The organism is Massilia sp. IC2-278 (assembly GCF_020708045.1).
Lineage (GTDB): Bacteria > Pseudomonadota > Gammaproteobacteria > Burkholderiales > Burkholderiaceae_D > Telluria.
Genome location: NZ_JAJFES010000032.1, coordinates 1 through 15,791, shown reverse-complemented (window position 1 = coordinate 15,791; position 15,791 = coordinate 1). Strand labels below are relative to the sequence as shown.

Below are 15,791 nucleotides of genomic sequence, written 5' to 3'. Positions count from 1 at the left end.
GGTCCCACCCCTTCCCATCCCGAACAGGACCGTGAAACGACTTTGCGCCGATGATAGTGCTGCAACCAGTGTGAAAGTAGGTTATCGTCAGGCTAGTTATATGAAAAACCCCGCAGAGTGATCTCTGTGGGGTTTTTTGCTTTGGGCGTTCATTTCGTGCAGAGGCCTCTTTGCATACGGTGCCGATATTCGAGCGGTGCAGTGGTGGGTTCGAGAACCCACCCTACGTGTCGCATTTCTCGTCAATTTGGGAGCTTCGTTTCTTTAGCGATGCCTAGAATCAAGTTTTTCAGGCATCATTCACGGTAGGTTTGTTCTTCTTACCGAGAATGAGGAAATAGCATGGCCCGAAAACTCCTTGGTGCAGTTGCCGCCGCATTTGCTACCTTTGCCTGCGCTGCCGATACCGTTACGAATGCACCTGCTGGAGTCAAAGGCGCGCTCGAGTCGGAAGCGATCGGGCTTTTGCCGGCCAATGGCATGCGCCTGGAAACGGGAAAGTGCGGCAACTGCACCGTGCCGAAACAGGGTCTCTGGTATTTCGAAAACGATGTGATTGCCGTGCCGCGCCCTGGCGTACCGGTTTCGGGTTTCAAGCCCGGCGTGGACAGGGAAAGCGACGTCTCTACATGGGCCGCCACGGCCAGGCAGGAAAAACTGGCCCATCCATCCGTGGTGTGGATCGGCGCCCCCAGCATTTTAGAAAACGCGTTGATGCAACCCGGTGCCAAACGCGTTCGTACTGCAGGCGGAAACGAGATTGACGTCAAGCTCGTGCCGAAAATCGCCACCAACCTCTCTTATGCGAACGACGCCACCGCTGCCTATTTCAGCGGCCGGGAGGTGCGCATGCGCGGTGCGGTCGAGGGCGCCGAGGGCAAACAGGCCTTTGTCGCGCGCACGATCTGGCCCAGCGATTACGCCTTCGATCCGGCGAAGATGAAAACGGGGCCGCTCCAGAAAACCGCGGACTTGAGCACCTTCATCCGCGAACCCATGAAGGACGGAAGCGGTCTCGAAACCCGTCTGCTGTGGGAACGCCATCCGGGACAAACACGCGACTGGAAACAAAGGCCGGTGCTGGGCTTTGTCCTGAACGGCGCCCAGGGCGATGACGACGAATCGCTGGGTGGCCACTTTGCGATCGCCACCGGTCGCATCGGTAACAAGGGAGAATGGGCCGACTGGGCCGTCAATAATTTCTATAACCTGGATTCGTTCAGCGAAAAGGGCATTGTTGCGGCGACCCTGCCGATGGATAACTACCTGATGGACCTGAACAGCGGCCAGCAATACTACCGCCCATCCTACATGCTGGTGGCGGTCCTGAATAACGAGCGCACCGCGGCGGCATACCAGGGCGGCGTGCAGCGCGTCTTCAACCATTTCTATCGCCACGATTTCCAGTACCGCCATGCGAGCGCAAACTGCGCCGGTATCAGCGTCGACGTCTTCGAGTCGCTCGGCTGGCATATTCCGGAACGCGGGCCATCGGCGCCGCTGAAGTCGCTCGCGGCTTACGCCTATATCGCTGCCAAGGACCGCAGCCTGCAAAGCGGCCGCAAGATCTACGATTACCTGAACGAAGAGCAGACCCGGCTCCTGCCGGCAGTCGCATTCGAAGCGGCAGGACTGGACTTGCTGCAGATCGTGGGGATGAACGGTAAAGCGGAACGCTCGCTGACGCCGTATGAGCAGCAACTCAGGAGCGACGTCGACGCCATCTTCCTGGTGCGCATTCCGCAGATTCCTTCGAGCCGCGTTACCGGTTCGGCGCCGGTGTTTTCCTTCGACGAATTCCAGTCGCGGGTGCCGGCGGACCAGGCCGACTGGAAAATCGTGCCGGTGGAAGCGCGGCCATTCCCGGATACCATGCGCGACGCATCGAGCCCGCATGAAGACGATCCGGCGCCAGTGCCCGGACCGATAGCCGGCATCGGCGTCTTCACCGTCCTGGGTGCGCTCATCCTCTGGCGGCGCAGGAAGCAAGCGAAAGCCGCTAAAAAACAGGCGGCTCCGCAAAAAGAACTGGTGCACTGAGACGCGGCGCAGCCTGGCGAATCAGGAGACCTGTTCCCAACCGAGTCCGTAGCGGGCCAGGTATTTTTTCAGCCGGTCCGCATCGTTCGGTTTGCTTTTGGCGCCGCGCGATACGCCGAACAGCTTGCGGCCGGCATCCGATAAACTTTTCGATTGCCGGCACACGTCAATTACGCCGGCCAGCTGCATCGCATCGAACAGATCGAGTCGTGCTGCCGCTTCCGGCCCCATGACTTCCTGGATATCCACCACTGCCGGCGCGGCGCGCTCGCGCGTGCCGGCTGCCCACAGGCGCTGCAGGCGCATGACTTCGTCGTCGACGAGCTTCTCGGTAATGCGTCCGGCTTCGGCCAGCGTCGCCATGCGGGTAACCGAAGCGCCCAGATCGCGGAAATTCCCGTTCCACACCGCCTCGGGCGACATCGCAAACCGCATATAGCGTTCGCGTGCTTCGCGATTGAAACGCACCATTTCGCCGTTTTCTTCGCCAATCTGCGCCAACAGGTAGGACAGGTTCGGTTCGATATCTTCCGCGCGGTCTTTCAAACCGGGCAGCGCATACGTCCATAAATTGATGCGGGCGTAGAGGTCCTCGCGAAAACGGCCGGCAGCCACTTCCTCGCCCAGATCGCGGTTGGTGCCCGCGATCAGCTGGAAATCGCTTTGCACTTCATTGTCGCTGCCCACCGGCAGGAAGCGCTTTTCCTCGACCGCTTTTAACAGCATGGCCTGTTCGTCCAGCCCCAGTTCGCCGATCTCGTCCAGGAACAGCAGCCCCTTGTGCGCACTGCGCAGCAGGCCGGGCCGATCCGCCGCCGCCCCGGTAAAAGAGCCCTTGATGTGGCCGAACAGCGTCGACGCCGCACCATCGCCATGCAGGGTGGCGCAATTGAGCTCGACGAATTTGCCGCTGATCTGGTGGCGCGCCTTTTTCAGTTCATACACGCGGCGCGCCAAAAAGGATTTGCCGGCGCCGGTCGGTCCCATCAGCAGCAGCGGCGCCTTCGATTTGATGGCCACCCGCTCGATCTCGTCGATCATCGCATTGAAATGCGCATTGCGCGTGGCGATGCCGGACTTCAGGAATGCCACGCCCTCGGCCTGCTCGCGCGAAAAGCGCTGGGCGATCTGGTCGTAGCGCGACAGGTCGAGATCGATCAGCGCGTAGGTCCCGGCCGTGGTGTCTGCGCTGCGCGGCGGCGAGGTCTGCACCAGGCGGCCGGGGAAGAAGCGCGCCTCGGTCATCAGGAACAGGCAGATCTGGACCACGTGCGTACCCGTGGTGATGTGGACCCAGTATTCCTCGTTCTCCGGGTCGAAGGGATAGCGCTTGGCGAAATCGAACAGCGCCGCATACACCGCTTCGAAATCCCAGGCGTCACGCAGCTGCAGCGCGTGCGTGATCACTTGCGTTTCCGGCGATACCGACGTGATGTCGGCCGTGACCTGCTTGAGCAGCGTCTCCACATTCCCGTTGTACATCAGCTCGAAACGGTCGATCACCACATCTTCGTGCTGGGTCAGGCCAACGCTGGGCCGCCACTTGCTCCAGCGCGCCTGGCCTTTTCCGCTATCGAGCTTCGTGCCGATAAAGCCCAGCACCACGATCTTTTTCTTTTTCATACTTATAAAATTTTATCCGACAGGATAATTTAGCATGAAGACAATCCAGGGTCCAGCAAACACCGAGCGCACCAACGGGACAACAAATCCATTGCATATCAAAGGCTTAAGCAAACGCGCCAGTATCAGGCGAGCAGGTGGCACGGCGTTTGCAATAGAGGAGGTACAAGACAAGAAAACAAGGAAAAGAAAATGGTCAACGCGCAGCTGTTCCAGACTTTGAAGGGGAAATTCATTCCCGCCGCAGACACCGTGAACGACGCCGGCGCCCCGGCCTACGCGCTGTCGCCGCGCCACGCCCTGGCACAGTATGCCGCGACCGGCTGCCTGAATGCGACCTACTACGCCAGCGCCGATGCGCAGCTGGCCACCGTGCTGGAACTGTGCGCTGAAGTCGACCCGCACTTCATTGCGCAAACCGCGGTCTACCTGCGCGAGCGCGGCTACATGAAGGACATGCCGGCACTGCTGGTGGCTGTGCTGGCCGGCCAGGGCGCCGACGAACTGCGGCCGGCTTTCGGGCGTGCGATCAACAACGGCAAGATGCTGCGCAACGTCGTGCAGATCCTGCGCTCGGGCGCAGTCGGCCGCAAGTCGCTCGGTTCGCGTCCGAAGAAGCTGGTGCAGGAATGGCTGAACGGCGCCTGCGAGGCGCAACTGCTTGCAGCCGCGGTGGGTACCGCGCCGTCGCTGGCAGACGTCGTGAAGATGGTGCACCCGAAGCCTGCAGAGGCCTGGCGCGCCGCCTTCTTCGCCTGGCTGATCGGCCGCCCGTACGCCGCGCACGACTTGCCGCCGCTGACCGCCGCCTTCGAGGCCTACAAGGCGGACCGCGCTGCGCCGCTGCCGGCCGTGCCGTTCCAGATGTTGACCGCACTCGACTTGTCGGCCCGGGAATGGGCGCAGATCGCCCGCAACGGCGGCTGGCACATGGTGCGCATGAACCTGAATACCTTTGCGCGCCACGGCGTGTTCGCCATCGACGGCATGGCGCAGGTCATTGCCGACAAACTGCGCGACCGCGAAGCGATTGCCCGGGCCGGCGTGTTTCCCTACCAGCTGATGGCGGCGCGCCAGGCGGCAAGCGGCGCGGTGCCGGTGGCGGTCAAGCTGGCCCTGGACGAGGCACTCGAGATCTCCCTGGAAAACGTACCCGCCGTCGAGGGCCGGGTGGTGGTGTGTGCGGACGTATCGGGATCGATGCATTCGCCGGTCAGCGGCAGCCGTGGTTCCGCGACGTCGGCCATGCGCTGCATCGACGTCGCCGGGCTGGTGGCCGCCGCTATGCTGCGCAAGAACCCGGACGCGCTGGTGCTCCCGTTCGAAAACGACGTGGTCGATTGCCGGCTGCATCCGTTTGATACCGTGATCACGAACGCGCAGAAGCTGGCGGCCCTGGGCGGAGGCGGAACGAATTGCAGCGCGCCGCTGGTGTGGCTGAACGAGAAGCGGATCGAGGCGGAGCTGGTGGTATTCGTGTCCGATAACGAGTCGTGGATGGATGCCCGGCCTCGCGCTGCCTCGACCGCCACCATGCAGGCCTGGTCGGCATTCAAGCGGCGCAACCCGCGTGCGCGCCTGGTGTGCATCGATTGCGCGCCGAATGCAAGCACCCAGGCATGCGAACGCGAGGACATCCTGAACGTCGGCGGCTTTTCCGACGACGTGTTCCGGATGATCGCCGCCTTTGCCGCCGGCCAGCTCGACCCCGGGCACTGGGTCGGCGCAATCGAAGCGGTCAGCCTGGCCGGCTGACGGCACATAGCAGTACAGCTTTCGAGCTGGCAGGAATGCGGGTGCGACTACATGTCCAAACCGTCGCACTCACCACTGGTCCTGCCGGCTCACCCTTTTCGATGAATGCAGGTGGAATTACATGGATAGAGCGCTGGAGGCGTCTCCAGAGGTCCCCGGTTCAAGCCCGGGCCGGCGCAAGCCGAGTAGCTCAGTATGCAGCACGATTTCACCACCCTTGTCATCGCCTTTTATATGCGAATCGTGGAGAACACAATGAACAACGAAGAATACGACCTGATGCAAGTAGCGGGCGGCGCCCCGATCAAGATGTGGACCCGCGGCGTGCCGGTGGAAGAATCGGCAAAGGAGCAACTGGCCAATACGGCGCAGATGCCCTTCGTGTACCAGCACATCGCCGTCATGCCGGATGTGCACCTGGGTAAAGGCTCGACCATCGGCACCGTGGTGCCAACCCTGGGCGCCGTGATTCCGGCCGCGGTGGGCGTGGACATCGGCTGCGGCATGATGGCCGCAAAGACCACCCTCACTGCCAGCGACCTGCCCGACAGCCTGGGTACGCTGCGTAGCGCCATCGAACGCGCCATCCCGCACGGCATGTTGCCCAAGACGCGCGGCTACCGCGGCCGCGACGAGGGTTCCTGGCATACGCCGCCGGCGCCGGTCGATGCCGCCTGGGCCCAGCTGAAGGGCGAGTTCGATGCGATCTGCCTGAAGACGCCGTCGCTGGCCAGGACCAACAACTACCGCCACCTGGGAACGCTCGGCAGCGGCAACCACTTCGTCGAGGTCTGCCTGGATGAAGTCGGCTTCGTCTGGTTCATGCTGCACTCGGGCTCGCGCGGCGTCGGGAATGCCATCGGCACCCACTTCATCGAGCTGGCGAAGAAGGACATGTGCACGCACATCGCCAACCTGCCCGACGAAGACCTGGCCTACCTGGCGGAAGGGACCCGGCATTACGACGACTACGTGGAGGCGGTCGGCTGGGCCCAGAAGTTCGCGCGCATGAACCGCGAGGTCATGATGCAGAACCTGATCGCGGCCGTGCGCAAGGTGATCACGAAGCCCTTCGAGACCCACGTGGAAGCGGTGAACTGCCACCACAACTATGTGCAGAAGGAGCGCCACTTCGGCAAGGACGTGCTGGTGACGCGGAAGGGCGCGGTGTCGGCGCGTGCCGGCGAGCTGGGCATCATTCCGGGCTCGATGGGCGCGAAGAGCTTCATCGTGCGCGGCAAGGGGAACGAAGAGAGTTTCCACAGCTGCAGCCACGGCGCAGGGCGTACCATGAGCCGCAACGAGGCCAAGCGCCGCTTCACGCTGGCCGACCAGGTGCGCGCGACCGAGGGCGTGGAATGCCGCAAGGACGCGAACGTGATCGACGAGATCCCGATGGCCTACAAGGACATCGACGCCGTGATGCACGCCCAGCGCGACCTGGTGGAAGTGGTGCACACGCTGAAGCAGGTGGTGTGCGTGAAGGGCTGAGGCGTCGGCATACCAACAAGAACAAAGGAGAAGACATGATCGAACTCGACGGCGCCGCAGGGGAGGGCGGCGGGCAGATACTGCGCACGTCCCTGGCCCTGTCCATGATCACGGGCCAGCCGTTCCGGATCAGGAACATCCGCGCCAACCGGTCCAAGCCGGGCCTGATGCGCCAGCACCTGGTGGCGGTGCAGGCCGCGCAGCAGGTCAGCAACGCGGCGGTCACGGGAGCGGCGGTCGGCGCCAGCGAACTGACCTTCATCCCGGGGGCGATTGCAGCGGGCGACTACGACTTTGCGATCGGCACCGCTGGCAGCTGCACGCTGGTGCTGCAAACCGTGGTGCTGGCCCTGCTGCATGCGGACCAGCCGTCCACCATCCGCATCAGCGGCGGCACCCACAACGCGATGGCGCCGCCGGTGCAGTTCCTGCAGCGCGCCTGGCTGCCGCTGCTGGCGCGGATGGGCGCCGAGGTCGGAATCGACCTGCTGCGTTACGGCTTTTATCCGGCGGGCGGTGGCGTGGTCACGGCCAGCGTCCAGCCTTGCGCGCGCCTGGCGCCGCTGGCCTGCATCGAGCGCGGCGCCTTTGTCGAGGGCTATGCCGAAGCGTTTTTTGCAGGGGTCCCCTCCAACGTGGGAAGCCGCCAGCTGGCGCAGGTCGGCGCGGCGCTCGGCTGGGAAGGGCGCCAGCTGCGCCTGCGCGGCCTGCCTGCCGAGCAGGGGCCGGGCAATGCCTTGCTGCTGACGCTCGCATATGAACGGCACACGGAGGTGTTTGCCGCCTTCGGTGCGCGCGGCATCACGGCGGAAGCGGTGGCCGACGTGGCCCTGGCCGAGGCCCAGGCCTACATCGCCTCCGGCGCGGCGGTCGGGGAGCACCTGGCCGACCAGTTGATGCTGCCGCTGGCGCTGGCCGGCAGCGGGCGCTTTACCCTGTCGACGGTGTCCGGCCATGCCGCGACGAATGCGGCGGTGATCGAGCGCTTCCTGCCGGTGACGGTCGGGTTCGAACGCGGCGCGCAGTCCAGCACCTGCATCGTCGCGCCGCGCTAAACATCACACGTGGACGATACCGGCCTTGGCCGCCCACTGCTCCAGGCTTTGCCGCTTGATCGCCGCCGCCATCAGGTCGGGAAAGAGATCCGGCGTGCAGGCAAAGCAGGGCGCGCCCATCGCCACCAGCTTGGCGGCATTGTGCTTGTCGTAGGATGGCGCGCCCTGGTCGTCCAGGGCCAGCAGGACGATGAACTGCACGCCGCTGGCAATCATCGCCGCCGCACGCTTGAGCATCTCGTCGTTGCGCCCGCCCTCGTATAAATCGCTGATCAGGACAAAAATCGTGTCTTTCGGGCGCCGCACCAGGCCCTGGCTGTAGGCCAGCGCGCGGTTGATGTCGGTGCCGCCGCCGAGCTGGGTGCCGAACAGGACTTCCACCGGGTCCGACAGCAGCGGCGTCAGGTCGACCACCGCCGTATCGAACACCACCACCGAGGTGCTGACCGCCTTGATACTGGCCAGCACTGCCGCAAACACGCTGGCATACACGACCGACGGCGCCATCGAGCCGCTCTGGTCGATGCACAGCACGATGTCGCGCAGCGACTGGCCCTTGCGGCCGAAGCCGATCCGCGTTTCCGGGATGATGGTGCCGTACTCCGGCTGGTAGTGCTTCAGGTTGGCGCGGATGGTGCGCAGCCAGTCGATCTCGTTGTGGCGCGGGCGGCGGTTGCGCGTGGCGCGGTTCAGGCTTCCGGTAACGGCCTGGCGCAGCGGGCTGGCCAGCTTCTGCTCCAGTTCGCGCACCACCTTGCTCACCACCGCGCGCGCCGTGGCCCGCGTCTTGTTCGGCATGATGCGGTTCAAACTGAGCAGGGTGGCGACCAGGTGCACGTCGGGCTCGACCGCCTGCAGCATTTCGGGTTCGCACAGCATCTGCTGCAGGCCGAGGCGCTCTAGGGCATCCTTCTGCATCACCTGCACCACGCTGGACGGGAAGTACTGGCGGATGTCGCCCAGCCAGCGCGCCACGTTCGGCGCCGAGGCGCCGAGGCCGGCGCGCGATCCGCCCGGTTCGGCGCCGTACAGCGCGTCGAGCGCACGGTCCATGGCCAGGTCGGCAGGCGCCAGCGGGGTGTCGGCCGCGCCGCCGCCCAGCACCAGGCGCCAGCGGCGCGCGGCTTCCGTCGTATCGAATTCATTCGCCATGGATTGCCTCCGGCGCCGCGGCGCCACCGAATATCGTTGCCACGATGGGCAGTACGCGCCGCGCGCGCCCCAGGTCGATCTCCTGCATGGCGGCGGGCAAGGCCGCCAGCGCGCCTGCCGCTCCCGCACTGGCGCGCTCGGCCAGCTGGCGCCGCTCGGGCGCGGCAAAGCTGCCGAAGGTGCGGCGCAGCAGCGGCAGCAGCTCGGTGAAGGTAGCAGGCGGCAGCGACAGCACCCAGCCGTGGATGGCATGCCAGAGTTCGTCGTTGTGCACCAGCAGGGTGCCGCTGCCTTGCAGGAAGCCTTCCAGCCACTGGGCCGCGGCCAGCGGCGCCACCGCGCGCGAGCACAGCAGCAGCAGGTGGCGCGAAGCCTCGCCCATCGGCCAGTGGCCCTGCTCGGTGAGGATGCGCACCGCGCGTCCGGCCAGCAGCGGGTGCGTGGCTTCGCTGCGCGCGGCCGCTTCCAGCGCCGCGAACCAGGCGGCATTGTATTCGTCGTTCTGCAGCAGGCGGATTGCGCCATCGCCGGCAATCAGCTGGGCCAGCAGGCCGCTTGCCGCTTCGTCGGCCAGGCCGCGCATGCCGAAGGGCAGGGCGACGCAGGCGCGCGCCACCAGGCCGTCGACCACCGTTGCCAGCGCCGCGGTATCGGTGCCGCGCACGCTGCCATAGCGCAGCACGTTGACCAGCGGCGGCAGGGCCGCGAGCAGGAAGCCCAGGTCGGCGGTGAGGGCGCTGGCATCCTGGATGCGCACCATCAGCGGCGCCACCGCCGCGCGCAGGTCGGCCAGCAGCACCTCTTCCATCAGGCCGGTCAGCGCCGCCAGGTCGGGCGCCGCTGCGCCGCGGCTGATGGCGCGGGCCGTGGCTGCATCTTCCAGCGTCGAACCCCAGACGCTGGCCTCGATCAGGCGGATCGCGAACTCGGGCTCCCAGGCCAGGCGCCACAGTTCGTGGAAGGTGCCGCTCTTGCCGCGCACGACCTGGCGGCTGCCCCAGGCAATGCCGAGCATGGCCAGGCGGTGCAGCAGCACGCTTTTTTCCAGGTGCGCCGGCTGGCGCAAGTCGAGGTCGATGTCGAGGGTATCGGCGCGCACCGCCATGCGCAGGCGCTTTTGCTGGGCCTGCACATCCTGGATCAGCGGCAGGGTCGGCACCGTGGGCGGCACCTCGCCCAGGCGGTCCTTGACCAGCAGCTCGCGCCGGATCAGCTGCAGCGGCAGCTCGCTGTCGTAGCAGAACACCGCGCGGATGGCTTCCATCAGCTCGTCGAGGCCGGCGCGCGGGCGGTCGCGCAGCGCCGCCAGGGTGTCGGCCAGGCGCGAGGCTTCGATGATGTGCGCGGGCGAGGCGTCGAGGTCGTGCTTGCGCAGCAGGGTGGCGACGTCGGTCAGCCAGTGCAGGCTGGCCTGCTCGCGCCGGTCCCATACGTGCTGGTACCAGCCGGGCGCCGCCACGCCGGCGCCATAGCCGCTGGCAAAGGCCAGCCTGCCGTAGCTCCACGGGGTCCAGGTCGCAGCCAGCTTTTCCTTGGGCAGGCCTTTCAGCAGCTCGTTGTCGCTTTTCGCGGTCGGCATGCGCGCCAGCGCCGGCACGTGCCAGGCGCCGCAGACCACGGCGATGCGCTGGCGGCCTTCTTTTTCGGCGGCGCGGATCATGTTGCGCATATAGGCTTCGCGCCGCTGTTCGAGGATGTCTTCCTGCGTGCCGATCTGCTCGCGCACCACCGTCATCATCTCGGCGATCGCATCGAACAAGTCGAGGCCGTCGCTGCGCTGCTCGACCAGGTGGTCCCACCAGGTCTCGGAATCGCTGAAGCCGGCCGCCTCGGCCAGCCAGGCCAGCGGATCGGCGCGCAGGGCGGGCGGCGCGGCCTCGGCGCCGGTCTCGGTGCTGGCCTCGGCCTTGTCATCGTTGTCGACAGGTGCGGCCGCAGGTGCAGCATCCGGCACATCCGCCACGGCCAGCCGGTGGCTCTGCGGCAGGTCGCACAGGCGCACCGGCACGCCGTGCGCGTTGGCGTAGCGGATCGCCTGCCACTCGGGCGAGTATTCGGCGAAGGGATAGAACACGGCGCGCTGCGGCGCCGCCGGCGCATAGACCAGCAGCGCGCAGGGCGGATGCAGGCCGGGCGCGCCGACGTGGGCCAGCAGCGCGTCGGCTTCGGGCGGGCCCTCGACCAGGATGCAGTCGGGCTGCAGCGCCTCTAGCGCGTCGAGCAGGCTGCGCGCGCAGCCCGGCCCGTGGTGGCGGATGCCGAACAGGTGTACGCTCATCGCTGCGCCGGCATCAAGCCATCACGTCGCGGCAGGCGCGGTACAGGTCCTTCCAGCCGTCGCGTTCCTTGACCACCGTTTCCAGGTATTCGAGCATGACCACGCGGTCCTGGATCGGGTCTTTCACGATGGCGCCGACCATGCCGGCGGCCAGGTCGGCGCCGCGCAGCACGCCGTCGCCGAAGTGGGCGGCCAGCGACATGCCGTGGGTGATGACGGAAATCGCTTCGGCTGTGCTCATGCTGGCGCTGGGCGCCTTGATCTTGACCTTGCCGTCGGCCGTGATCCCTTCGCGCAGTTCGCGGAACACCGTGACGATGCGGCGGATCTCTTCCAGCGCCGGCAGCTCACCCGGCAGTTCCAGCGCGCGTCCCATGCTGGCCACGCGCGTCTGCACGATGCGCACTTCTTCGTCGGCGCTGCGCGGCGGCGGCAGCACCACGGTATTGAAGCGGCGCTTCAGGGCGCTCGAGAGTTCGTTCACGCCGCGGTCGCGGTCGTTCGCGGTGGCGATGATGTTGAAGCCCTTCTGGGCCTGGACTTCGTCGTCGAGCTCCGCGATCGGCAGCACCTTCTCCGACAGGATGGTGATCAGGCTGTCCTGCACTTCGCCGGCGATGCGCGTGAGTTCCTCGACGCGCGCGATCTTCCCTTCGCGCATGGCGCGCATCACCGGGCTGGCCACCACCGCCTCGAGCGACGGCCCCTTCGACAGCAGCTGGGCGTAGTTCCAGCCATAGCGCACGGCTTCCTCGCCGGTGCCGGCGGTGCCCTGCACCACCAGGGTCGAGTCGCCGCTGATGGCCGCCGCCAGGTGTTCCGAGACCCAGGACTTGGCGGTGCCCGGCACGCCGAGCAGGAGCAGGGCGCGGTCGGTTGCCAGGGTGGCTACCGCGATCTCGATCACGCGCGGGTTGCCGATGTACTTGGGGCTGATCTCGACGCCGTTGTCCAGTTTCCCGCCCAGCAGGTAAGTCGACACCGCCCACGGCGACATCTTCCAGCGCGGCGGACGCTGGCGTCGGTCGCAGGCGATCAGGGCTTCCAGTTCGTTGGCGTACTGGGTCTCGGCGTGCTGGCGAAGGACGGTGCTGGTGACGGTCATGCGGACTCCTGGAATGAAAGGATCATCTCGTGGCGGAAACGCACGAGGTGGAAAAATTGGTCGACGGCGTTTTGCCAGCCCTGCGGATCGTCCGCCAGGCCCGGCCACCCACGCTCGGCCTCGAACACCGCGGCCGGGTCGAACACGGCCGCCAATGGGCCCAGGGCGGAACGGAAGCCCCATTGCTGGGCCGGCAGCGCGGGCAGGGCGCCGAGCAGGCGCCGTGCGATCGCCAGCGACAGGCCGGCGGGCCAGGGCGCGGGCGTGGCGTCCGCCAACTGGTGCAGCAGCTCGACCAGGGGCAGATCGGCGCCTTGCCAGGGCAGGCGGCTGGCCTCGACCAGCGCAAGCAGCATCGCATGCCTGGCCGGCGCCGGCAGGGCGGCGTAGGCGCCGACGAACGCCGAGGCGTTCCGGTAGCGCACCGTGCCGTCGGATGCCAGCCAGATGCGAGTCCAGGCTTCGAGCCAGGCCAGCAGGCCCGGCGTGGCCGCCTGCGCCAGGTGCAGCTGCAGGGCGCCGGTCCAGCCGAGCAGCAGCGCCTCCTGGTAGTCGGTGCCGGCGCCCAGGGCGATGCATTCGTCGGGCGACAGGCCGAGCGAGGTGGACCAGTGCGACGGATCGACCGCCGCCAGGATGTCCACCAGCCAGCCCGCCTTCTCGCCCAGGCCGGGGTATTTGTTGTCGCCGACGCCGTCGCGGATGGCGGCGGCATCGCGTTCGTCCGGCGGCGCGACGATCAGGCGCGTGCCGCGCAGGAAGCGCTTTTCGGTCTGTAGCAGCGGCGCCGCGCGCGCCAGCATGCGTTGCGCGAAGCGGGAGTCCGGCAGTCGGGCCAGCAGGCGCTGCGCCGCCTGGCGCACCGGTTTGCGGCGGTCGTCGAGCGCCGCTTCGAGGAAGGCTTCATCGGCGGCGTCCAGCCCGGTGCCGAGGCAGGCGAGCAGGGCCAGGCGATTGTCGGGCGGCTCGCTGGACCAGGTGGCTTCGAGCGCGGCGCGGGCGGCGGACGGATCGGCGCGGCGCCAGTTGTCGAGGGCGGCGACGCGTTGTTCCAGCGCGCCCTCGTGCCAGGCCTGCTGCGCATGCGCGTCGCTGTCACTATCACTAGGCGCGCCGGCCGCCCAGGCCCATGCCGGTTCGAGCGCCGCCAGCCATGCCGCGCGCGTGCCCAGCACCGGAAGCAGGCGTGGCCGCAGCGCCGGCTGGCGGGTGGCCAGGTCGAGCATGTTGGGCAGGAAGCGTTCAGGCAGGCGCGCACCCTTGCCGGCCAACAGGCTTAGCCACTCGGTTTGTACCGAAGCGGGCTGGCCGCCGCCGAGCAGGCGTTTCAGGATCGCTTCCGCCGCGGGCGGACAGGCCGGCAGCTGTTCCGGTGCGCTGGCCGCGGCTTGCGCCGCCGGAGCGGGCGGCGGCAGGTAGCCGGCGCGTGTCCACAGGTCGCTGGCGCCGGTGGCCAGCCAGAGGCGGCGTTCGGGTGTCGTGCCGGGCGTGTCGAGTGCGGGGCTGGCGGCGCCGGCCAGTTCCGCATCGAGCAACTCGGCAGGCAGCGGGGCGCGGGCGGTGCCGACCAACAGGAGCTTGTGCAGCGAAACCGGACCGGTCATGCGTTGAACTCCGTGTCGATGTTGAACAGGCGGCCGTCCTGCCAGACGCTCAGCGGCAGCAGGCAAACGCCGTCCCATTCGCCGAAGACGGTGAGCGGATGGCCGCCGCTGAGTGCGAGCAGGTGCAGCGCATGGCGGAACGATGCGTGCAGGGGCAGCAGCCGGCCATCGGCCGTGCGCAGGCTGGTGCGGCTGGCGCTGTCGGGCACCACGGCGTCGAGCAGCATCGGATAGCGGTCGATGAAGGGCTGCACCGCGAGTGCCTCGGCATACGCGCCAAGCGCCGTGTCGAGCGCAGGGGCGGGGGCGAGGGCGTGGAGCGGGCGCGTGCCCGACTGCTCCTTGATCAGTGCGCGCAGCGGCCAGGCGCCCGGATAGAAGCACAGGGCGCCGTCGAATTCGGTGCCGCTTGCAAGCGGCACATCGAAACCCTGGCCGCCGGCCGAGTAGTGCAGCAGCATGGCCCAGCGGCCGCTGGCGGCGCCGCGCAGCCAGGTCGTGCGCGAACGCACCCGGCCCTCGTCCTCCGTGGTCTGGGCCAGCACCTGCCAGCAATCGACGATGGGCGCTTCGGCCAGTACGGTTTCCTGGGGTACGCTCCAGCCGACCAGGGTGCGCACGTCGGCCTGCAGGGGCGCCGGCAGTGCATCGAGGCGGGCGTGGGCCTGGCACAGCATATAAAGAGAGGCCAGTTCGCTGCCCAGCTGGCGCTGCCAGTCGGGATTCGCGGTCTGGAAGCACAGGCCGGATGCGCGGCGCAGCCGGTTGCCGATGGCCCCGGCCTGGGCGTCGACCATGCGCGCGGCCATGCCTTCCCAGAACGCCGGGCCGCGCTCGCGCACGGTGGCAATGCCGTCGCGTGCCAGGTCCTCGAGCCAGGTTTGGAGGTCGGCCAGGCCGGTGACGATGTTCTGCGCGCGCTTGTCTTCGCGCTTGCGTGCCTGGGCGGCGGAGGCGGCTGCGGCTTCAGGCGACTGGTCGGCCGCTTTCTCTTCCTTTTTCTCGCGCCGCGCCTGGCGGCCGTCGAGCCAGTCCTTGACCCATTGCGGCGCTTCGTTCCCGGTGAACAGTGCCGGCTGGGCCGCATGCAGCAGGTACAGGCCGAGGCCATGCTTGCAGGGGAACTTGCGGCTGGGGCAGGAGCACTTGAAGGCGGGCTCGCCGAGGTCGATCTGGGTACGGTAGGGAAGTTTGCCGCTACCCTGGCATTCGCCCCACATCGCATTTCCGTCCAGGCCGAGCGTACCCCACTTGGCAGGCGCGGCAAGTTGCGACCCTGCTTTTGCAGATGCGGCGTCGGGAGCAAGCGCGAGGATCTGTTCGGCTTTCAGCATGAAATGAGGTGCACTAATTGCCGGATCAGCGGCAGGGTTAAGTTGCATTGCAGAATCTTGTCGAAAGAATACCCGTTATTTTGCTGGCGGAGAACTGTTTATTCTGGGAGGAGGAAGAGAGCAGGTATTGCAGAGTAGGCCCAGGTTTGCTATAGTTCGCCTCCTCGCAAAAACGACAACGAAATCAAGTAGTTGACGGATGTAGCGGGAGTCGCGGAAAACGCGGTGTAGCAAAAAAGAGAAGTTGACGAAGCAAACGAAACACTGCATAATCTCACTTCTCTGCTGCTGACAAACAAAACGATTTGTCGAAACGCAGCAAGGCAACACCGAATAAGTTCTTTAACAATTAAC

The 15,791-nt window shown here is 66.6% G+C and carries 10 protein-coding genes; 4 read left to right on the top strand and 6 right to left on the bottom strand.

Translation table 11 applies throughout. The features are described 5' to 3' along the window. The first annotated feature begins 342 nt into the window (after nucleotides 1-342). Nucleotides 343-2,040, top strand: coding sequence for a hypothetical protein (locus tag LK540_RS24710; protein ID WP_229440059.1), 1,698 nt, complete (start codon nucleotides 343-345; stop codon nucleotides 2,038-2,040). 21 nt (nucleotides 2,041-2,061) lie between these two features. On the opposite strand, the gene rtcR is transcribed toward LK540_RS24710, so the two are convergent. Continuing rightward, nucleotides 2,062-3,663, bottom strand: a complete 1,602-nt coding sequence (gene rtcR, locus LK540_RS24705) for an RNA repair transcriptional activator RtcR (RefSeq protein WP_229440058.1) — start codon at nucleotides 3,661-3,663, stop codon at nucleotides 2,062-2,064. 192 nt (nucleotides 3,664-3,855) lie between these two features. Between rtcR and LK540_RS24700 the strand changes: the two genes are divergently transcribed. The 3 genes from LK540_RS24700 (at nucleotide 3,856) to rtcA (ending at nucleotide 7,964) form a co-directional block, all read left to right on the top strand. Continuing rightward, on the top strand, nucleotides 3,856-5,418 hold the full coding sequence (locus LK540_RS24700) for an RNA-binding protein (protein WP_229440057.1): 1,563 nt from the start codon (nucleotides 3,856-3,858) through the stop codon (nucleotides 5,416-5,418). Between the two features lie 255 nt (nucleotides 5,419-5,673). Continuing rightward, entirely contained in the window at nucleotides 5,674-6,909 is a 1,236-nt protein-coding gene (locus tag LK540_RS24695) for an RtcB family protein (protein WP_229440056.1), read from the top strand. Nucleotides 6,910-6,944: 35 nt separating this feature from the next. Continuing rightward, nucleotides 6,945-7,964, top strand: a complete 1,020-nt coding sequence (rtcA, locus tag LK540_RS24690; protein ID WP_229440055.1) for an RNA 3'-terminal phosphate cyclase — start codon at nucleotides 6,945-6,947, stop codon at nucleotides 7,962-7,964. A 3-nt stretch (nucleotides 7,965-7,967) separates the two neighbouring features. On the opposite strand, the gene LK540_RS24685 is transcribed toward rtcA, so the two are convergent. The 5 genes from LK540_RS24685 to LK540_RS24665 are packed head-to-tail and all read right to left on the bottom strand — an operon-like array spanning nucleotide 7,968 to nucleotide 15,437. Continuing rightward, complete coding sequence (locus tag LK540_RS24685) at nucleotides 7,968-9,116, bottom strand: VWA domain-containing protein (protein ID WP_229440054.1); 1,149 nt, start codon at nucleotides 9,114-9,116, stop codon at nucleotides 7,968-7,970. Continuing rightward, nucleotides 9,106-11,394: a DUF5682 family protein gene (locus LK540_RS24680; protein ID WP_229440053.1), complete on the bottom strand. Its 2,289-nt coding sequence runs from the start codon at nucleotides 11,392-11,394 to the stop codon at nucleotides 9,106-9,108. Before LK540_RS24680 ends, LK540_RS24685 begins: the two co-directional genes overlap by 11 nt. A 13-nt stretch (nucleotides 11,395-11,407) precedes the next feature. After that, nucleotides 11,408-12,499: an AAA family ATPase gene (locus LK540_RS24675; RefSeq protein ID WP_229440052.1), complete on the bottom strand. Its 1,092-nt coding sequence runs from the start codon at nucleotides 12,497-12,499 to the stop codon at nucleotides 11,408-11,410. Further along, nucleotides 12,496-14,103: a DUF5691 domain-containing protein gene (locus LK540_RS24670; RefSeq protein WP_229440051.1), complete on the bottom strand. Its 1,608-nt coding sequence runs from the start codon at nucleotides 14,101-14,103 to the stop codon at nucleotides 12,496-12,498. The genes LK540_RS24675 and LK540_RS24670 overlap by 4 nt, the downstream gene beginning before the upstream one ends. Next, nucleotides 14,100-15,437: an SWIM zinc finger family protein gene (locus tag LK540_RS24665; RefSeq protein ID WP_229440050.1), complete on the bottom strand. Its 1,338-nt coding sequence runs from the start codon at nucleotides 15,435-15,437 to the stop codon at nucleotides 14,100-14,102. Before LK540_RS24665 ends, LK540_RS24670 begins: the two co-directional genes overlap by 4 nt. Between the last annotated feature and the right edge of the window lie 354 nt (nucleotides 15,438-15,791).

What these genes read in the sequence shown, in the direction of transcription:
- LK540_RS24700 (WP_229440057.1), top strand. Translation starts at nt 3,856, where the DNA reads ATGGTCAACGCGCAGCTGTTCCAGACTTTGAAGGGGAAATTCATTCCC.
- rtcR (WP_229440058.1), bottom strand. Translation starts at nt 3,663, where the DNA reads ATGAAAAAGAAAAAGATCGTGGTGCTGGGCTTTATCGGCACGAAGCTC.
- LK540_RS24695 (WP_229440056.1), top strand. Translation starts at nt 5,674, where the DNA reads ATGAACAACGAAGAATACGACCTGATGCAAGTAGCGGGCGGCGCCCCG.
- LK540_RS24710 (WP_229440059.1), top strand. Translation starts at nt 343, where the DNA reads ATGGCCCGAAAACTCCTTGGTGCAGTTGCCGCCGCATTTGCTACCTTT.
- LK540_RS24680 (WP_229440053.1), bottom strand. Translation starts at nt 11,394, where the DNA reads ATGAGCGTACACCTGTTCGGCATCCGCCACCACGGGCCGGGCTGCGCG.
- rtcA (WP_229440055.1), top strand. Translation starts at nt 6,945, where the DNA reads ATGATCGAACTCGACGGCGCCGCAGGGGAGGGCGGCGGGCAGATACTG.
- LK540_RS24675 (WP_229440052.1), bottom strand. Translation starts at nt 12,499, where the DNA reads ATGACCGTCACCAGCACCGTCCTTCGCCAGCACGCCGAGACCCAGTAC.
- LK540_RS24665 (WP_229440050.1), bottom strand. Translation starts at nt 15,437, where the DNA reads ATGCTGAAAGCCGAACAGATCCTCGCGCTTGCTCCCGACGCCGCATCT.
- LK540_RS24670 (WP_229440051.1), bottom strand. Translation starts at nt 14,103, where the DNA reads ATGACCGGTCCGGTTTCGCTGCACAAGCTCCTGTTGGTCGGCACCGCC.
- LK540_RS24685 (WP_229440054.1), bottom strand. Translation starts at nt 9,116, where the DNA reads ATGGCGAATGAATTCGATACGACGGAAGCCGCGCGCCGCTGGCGCCTG.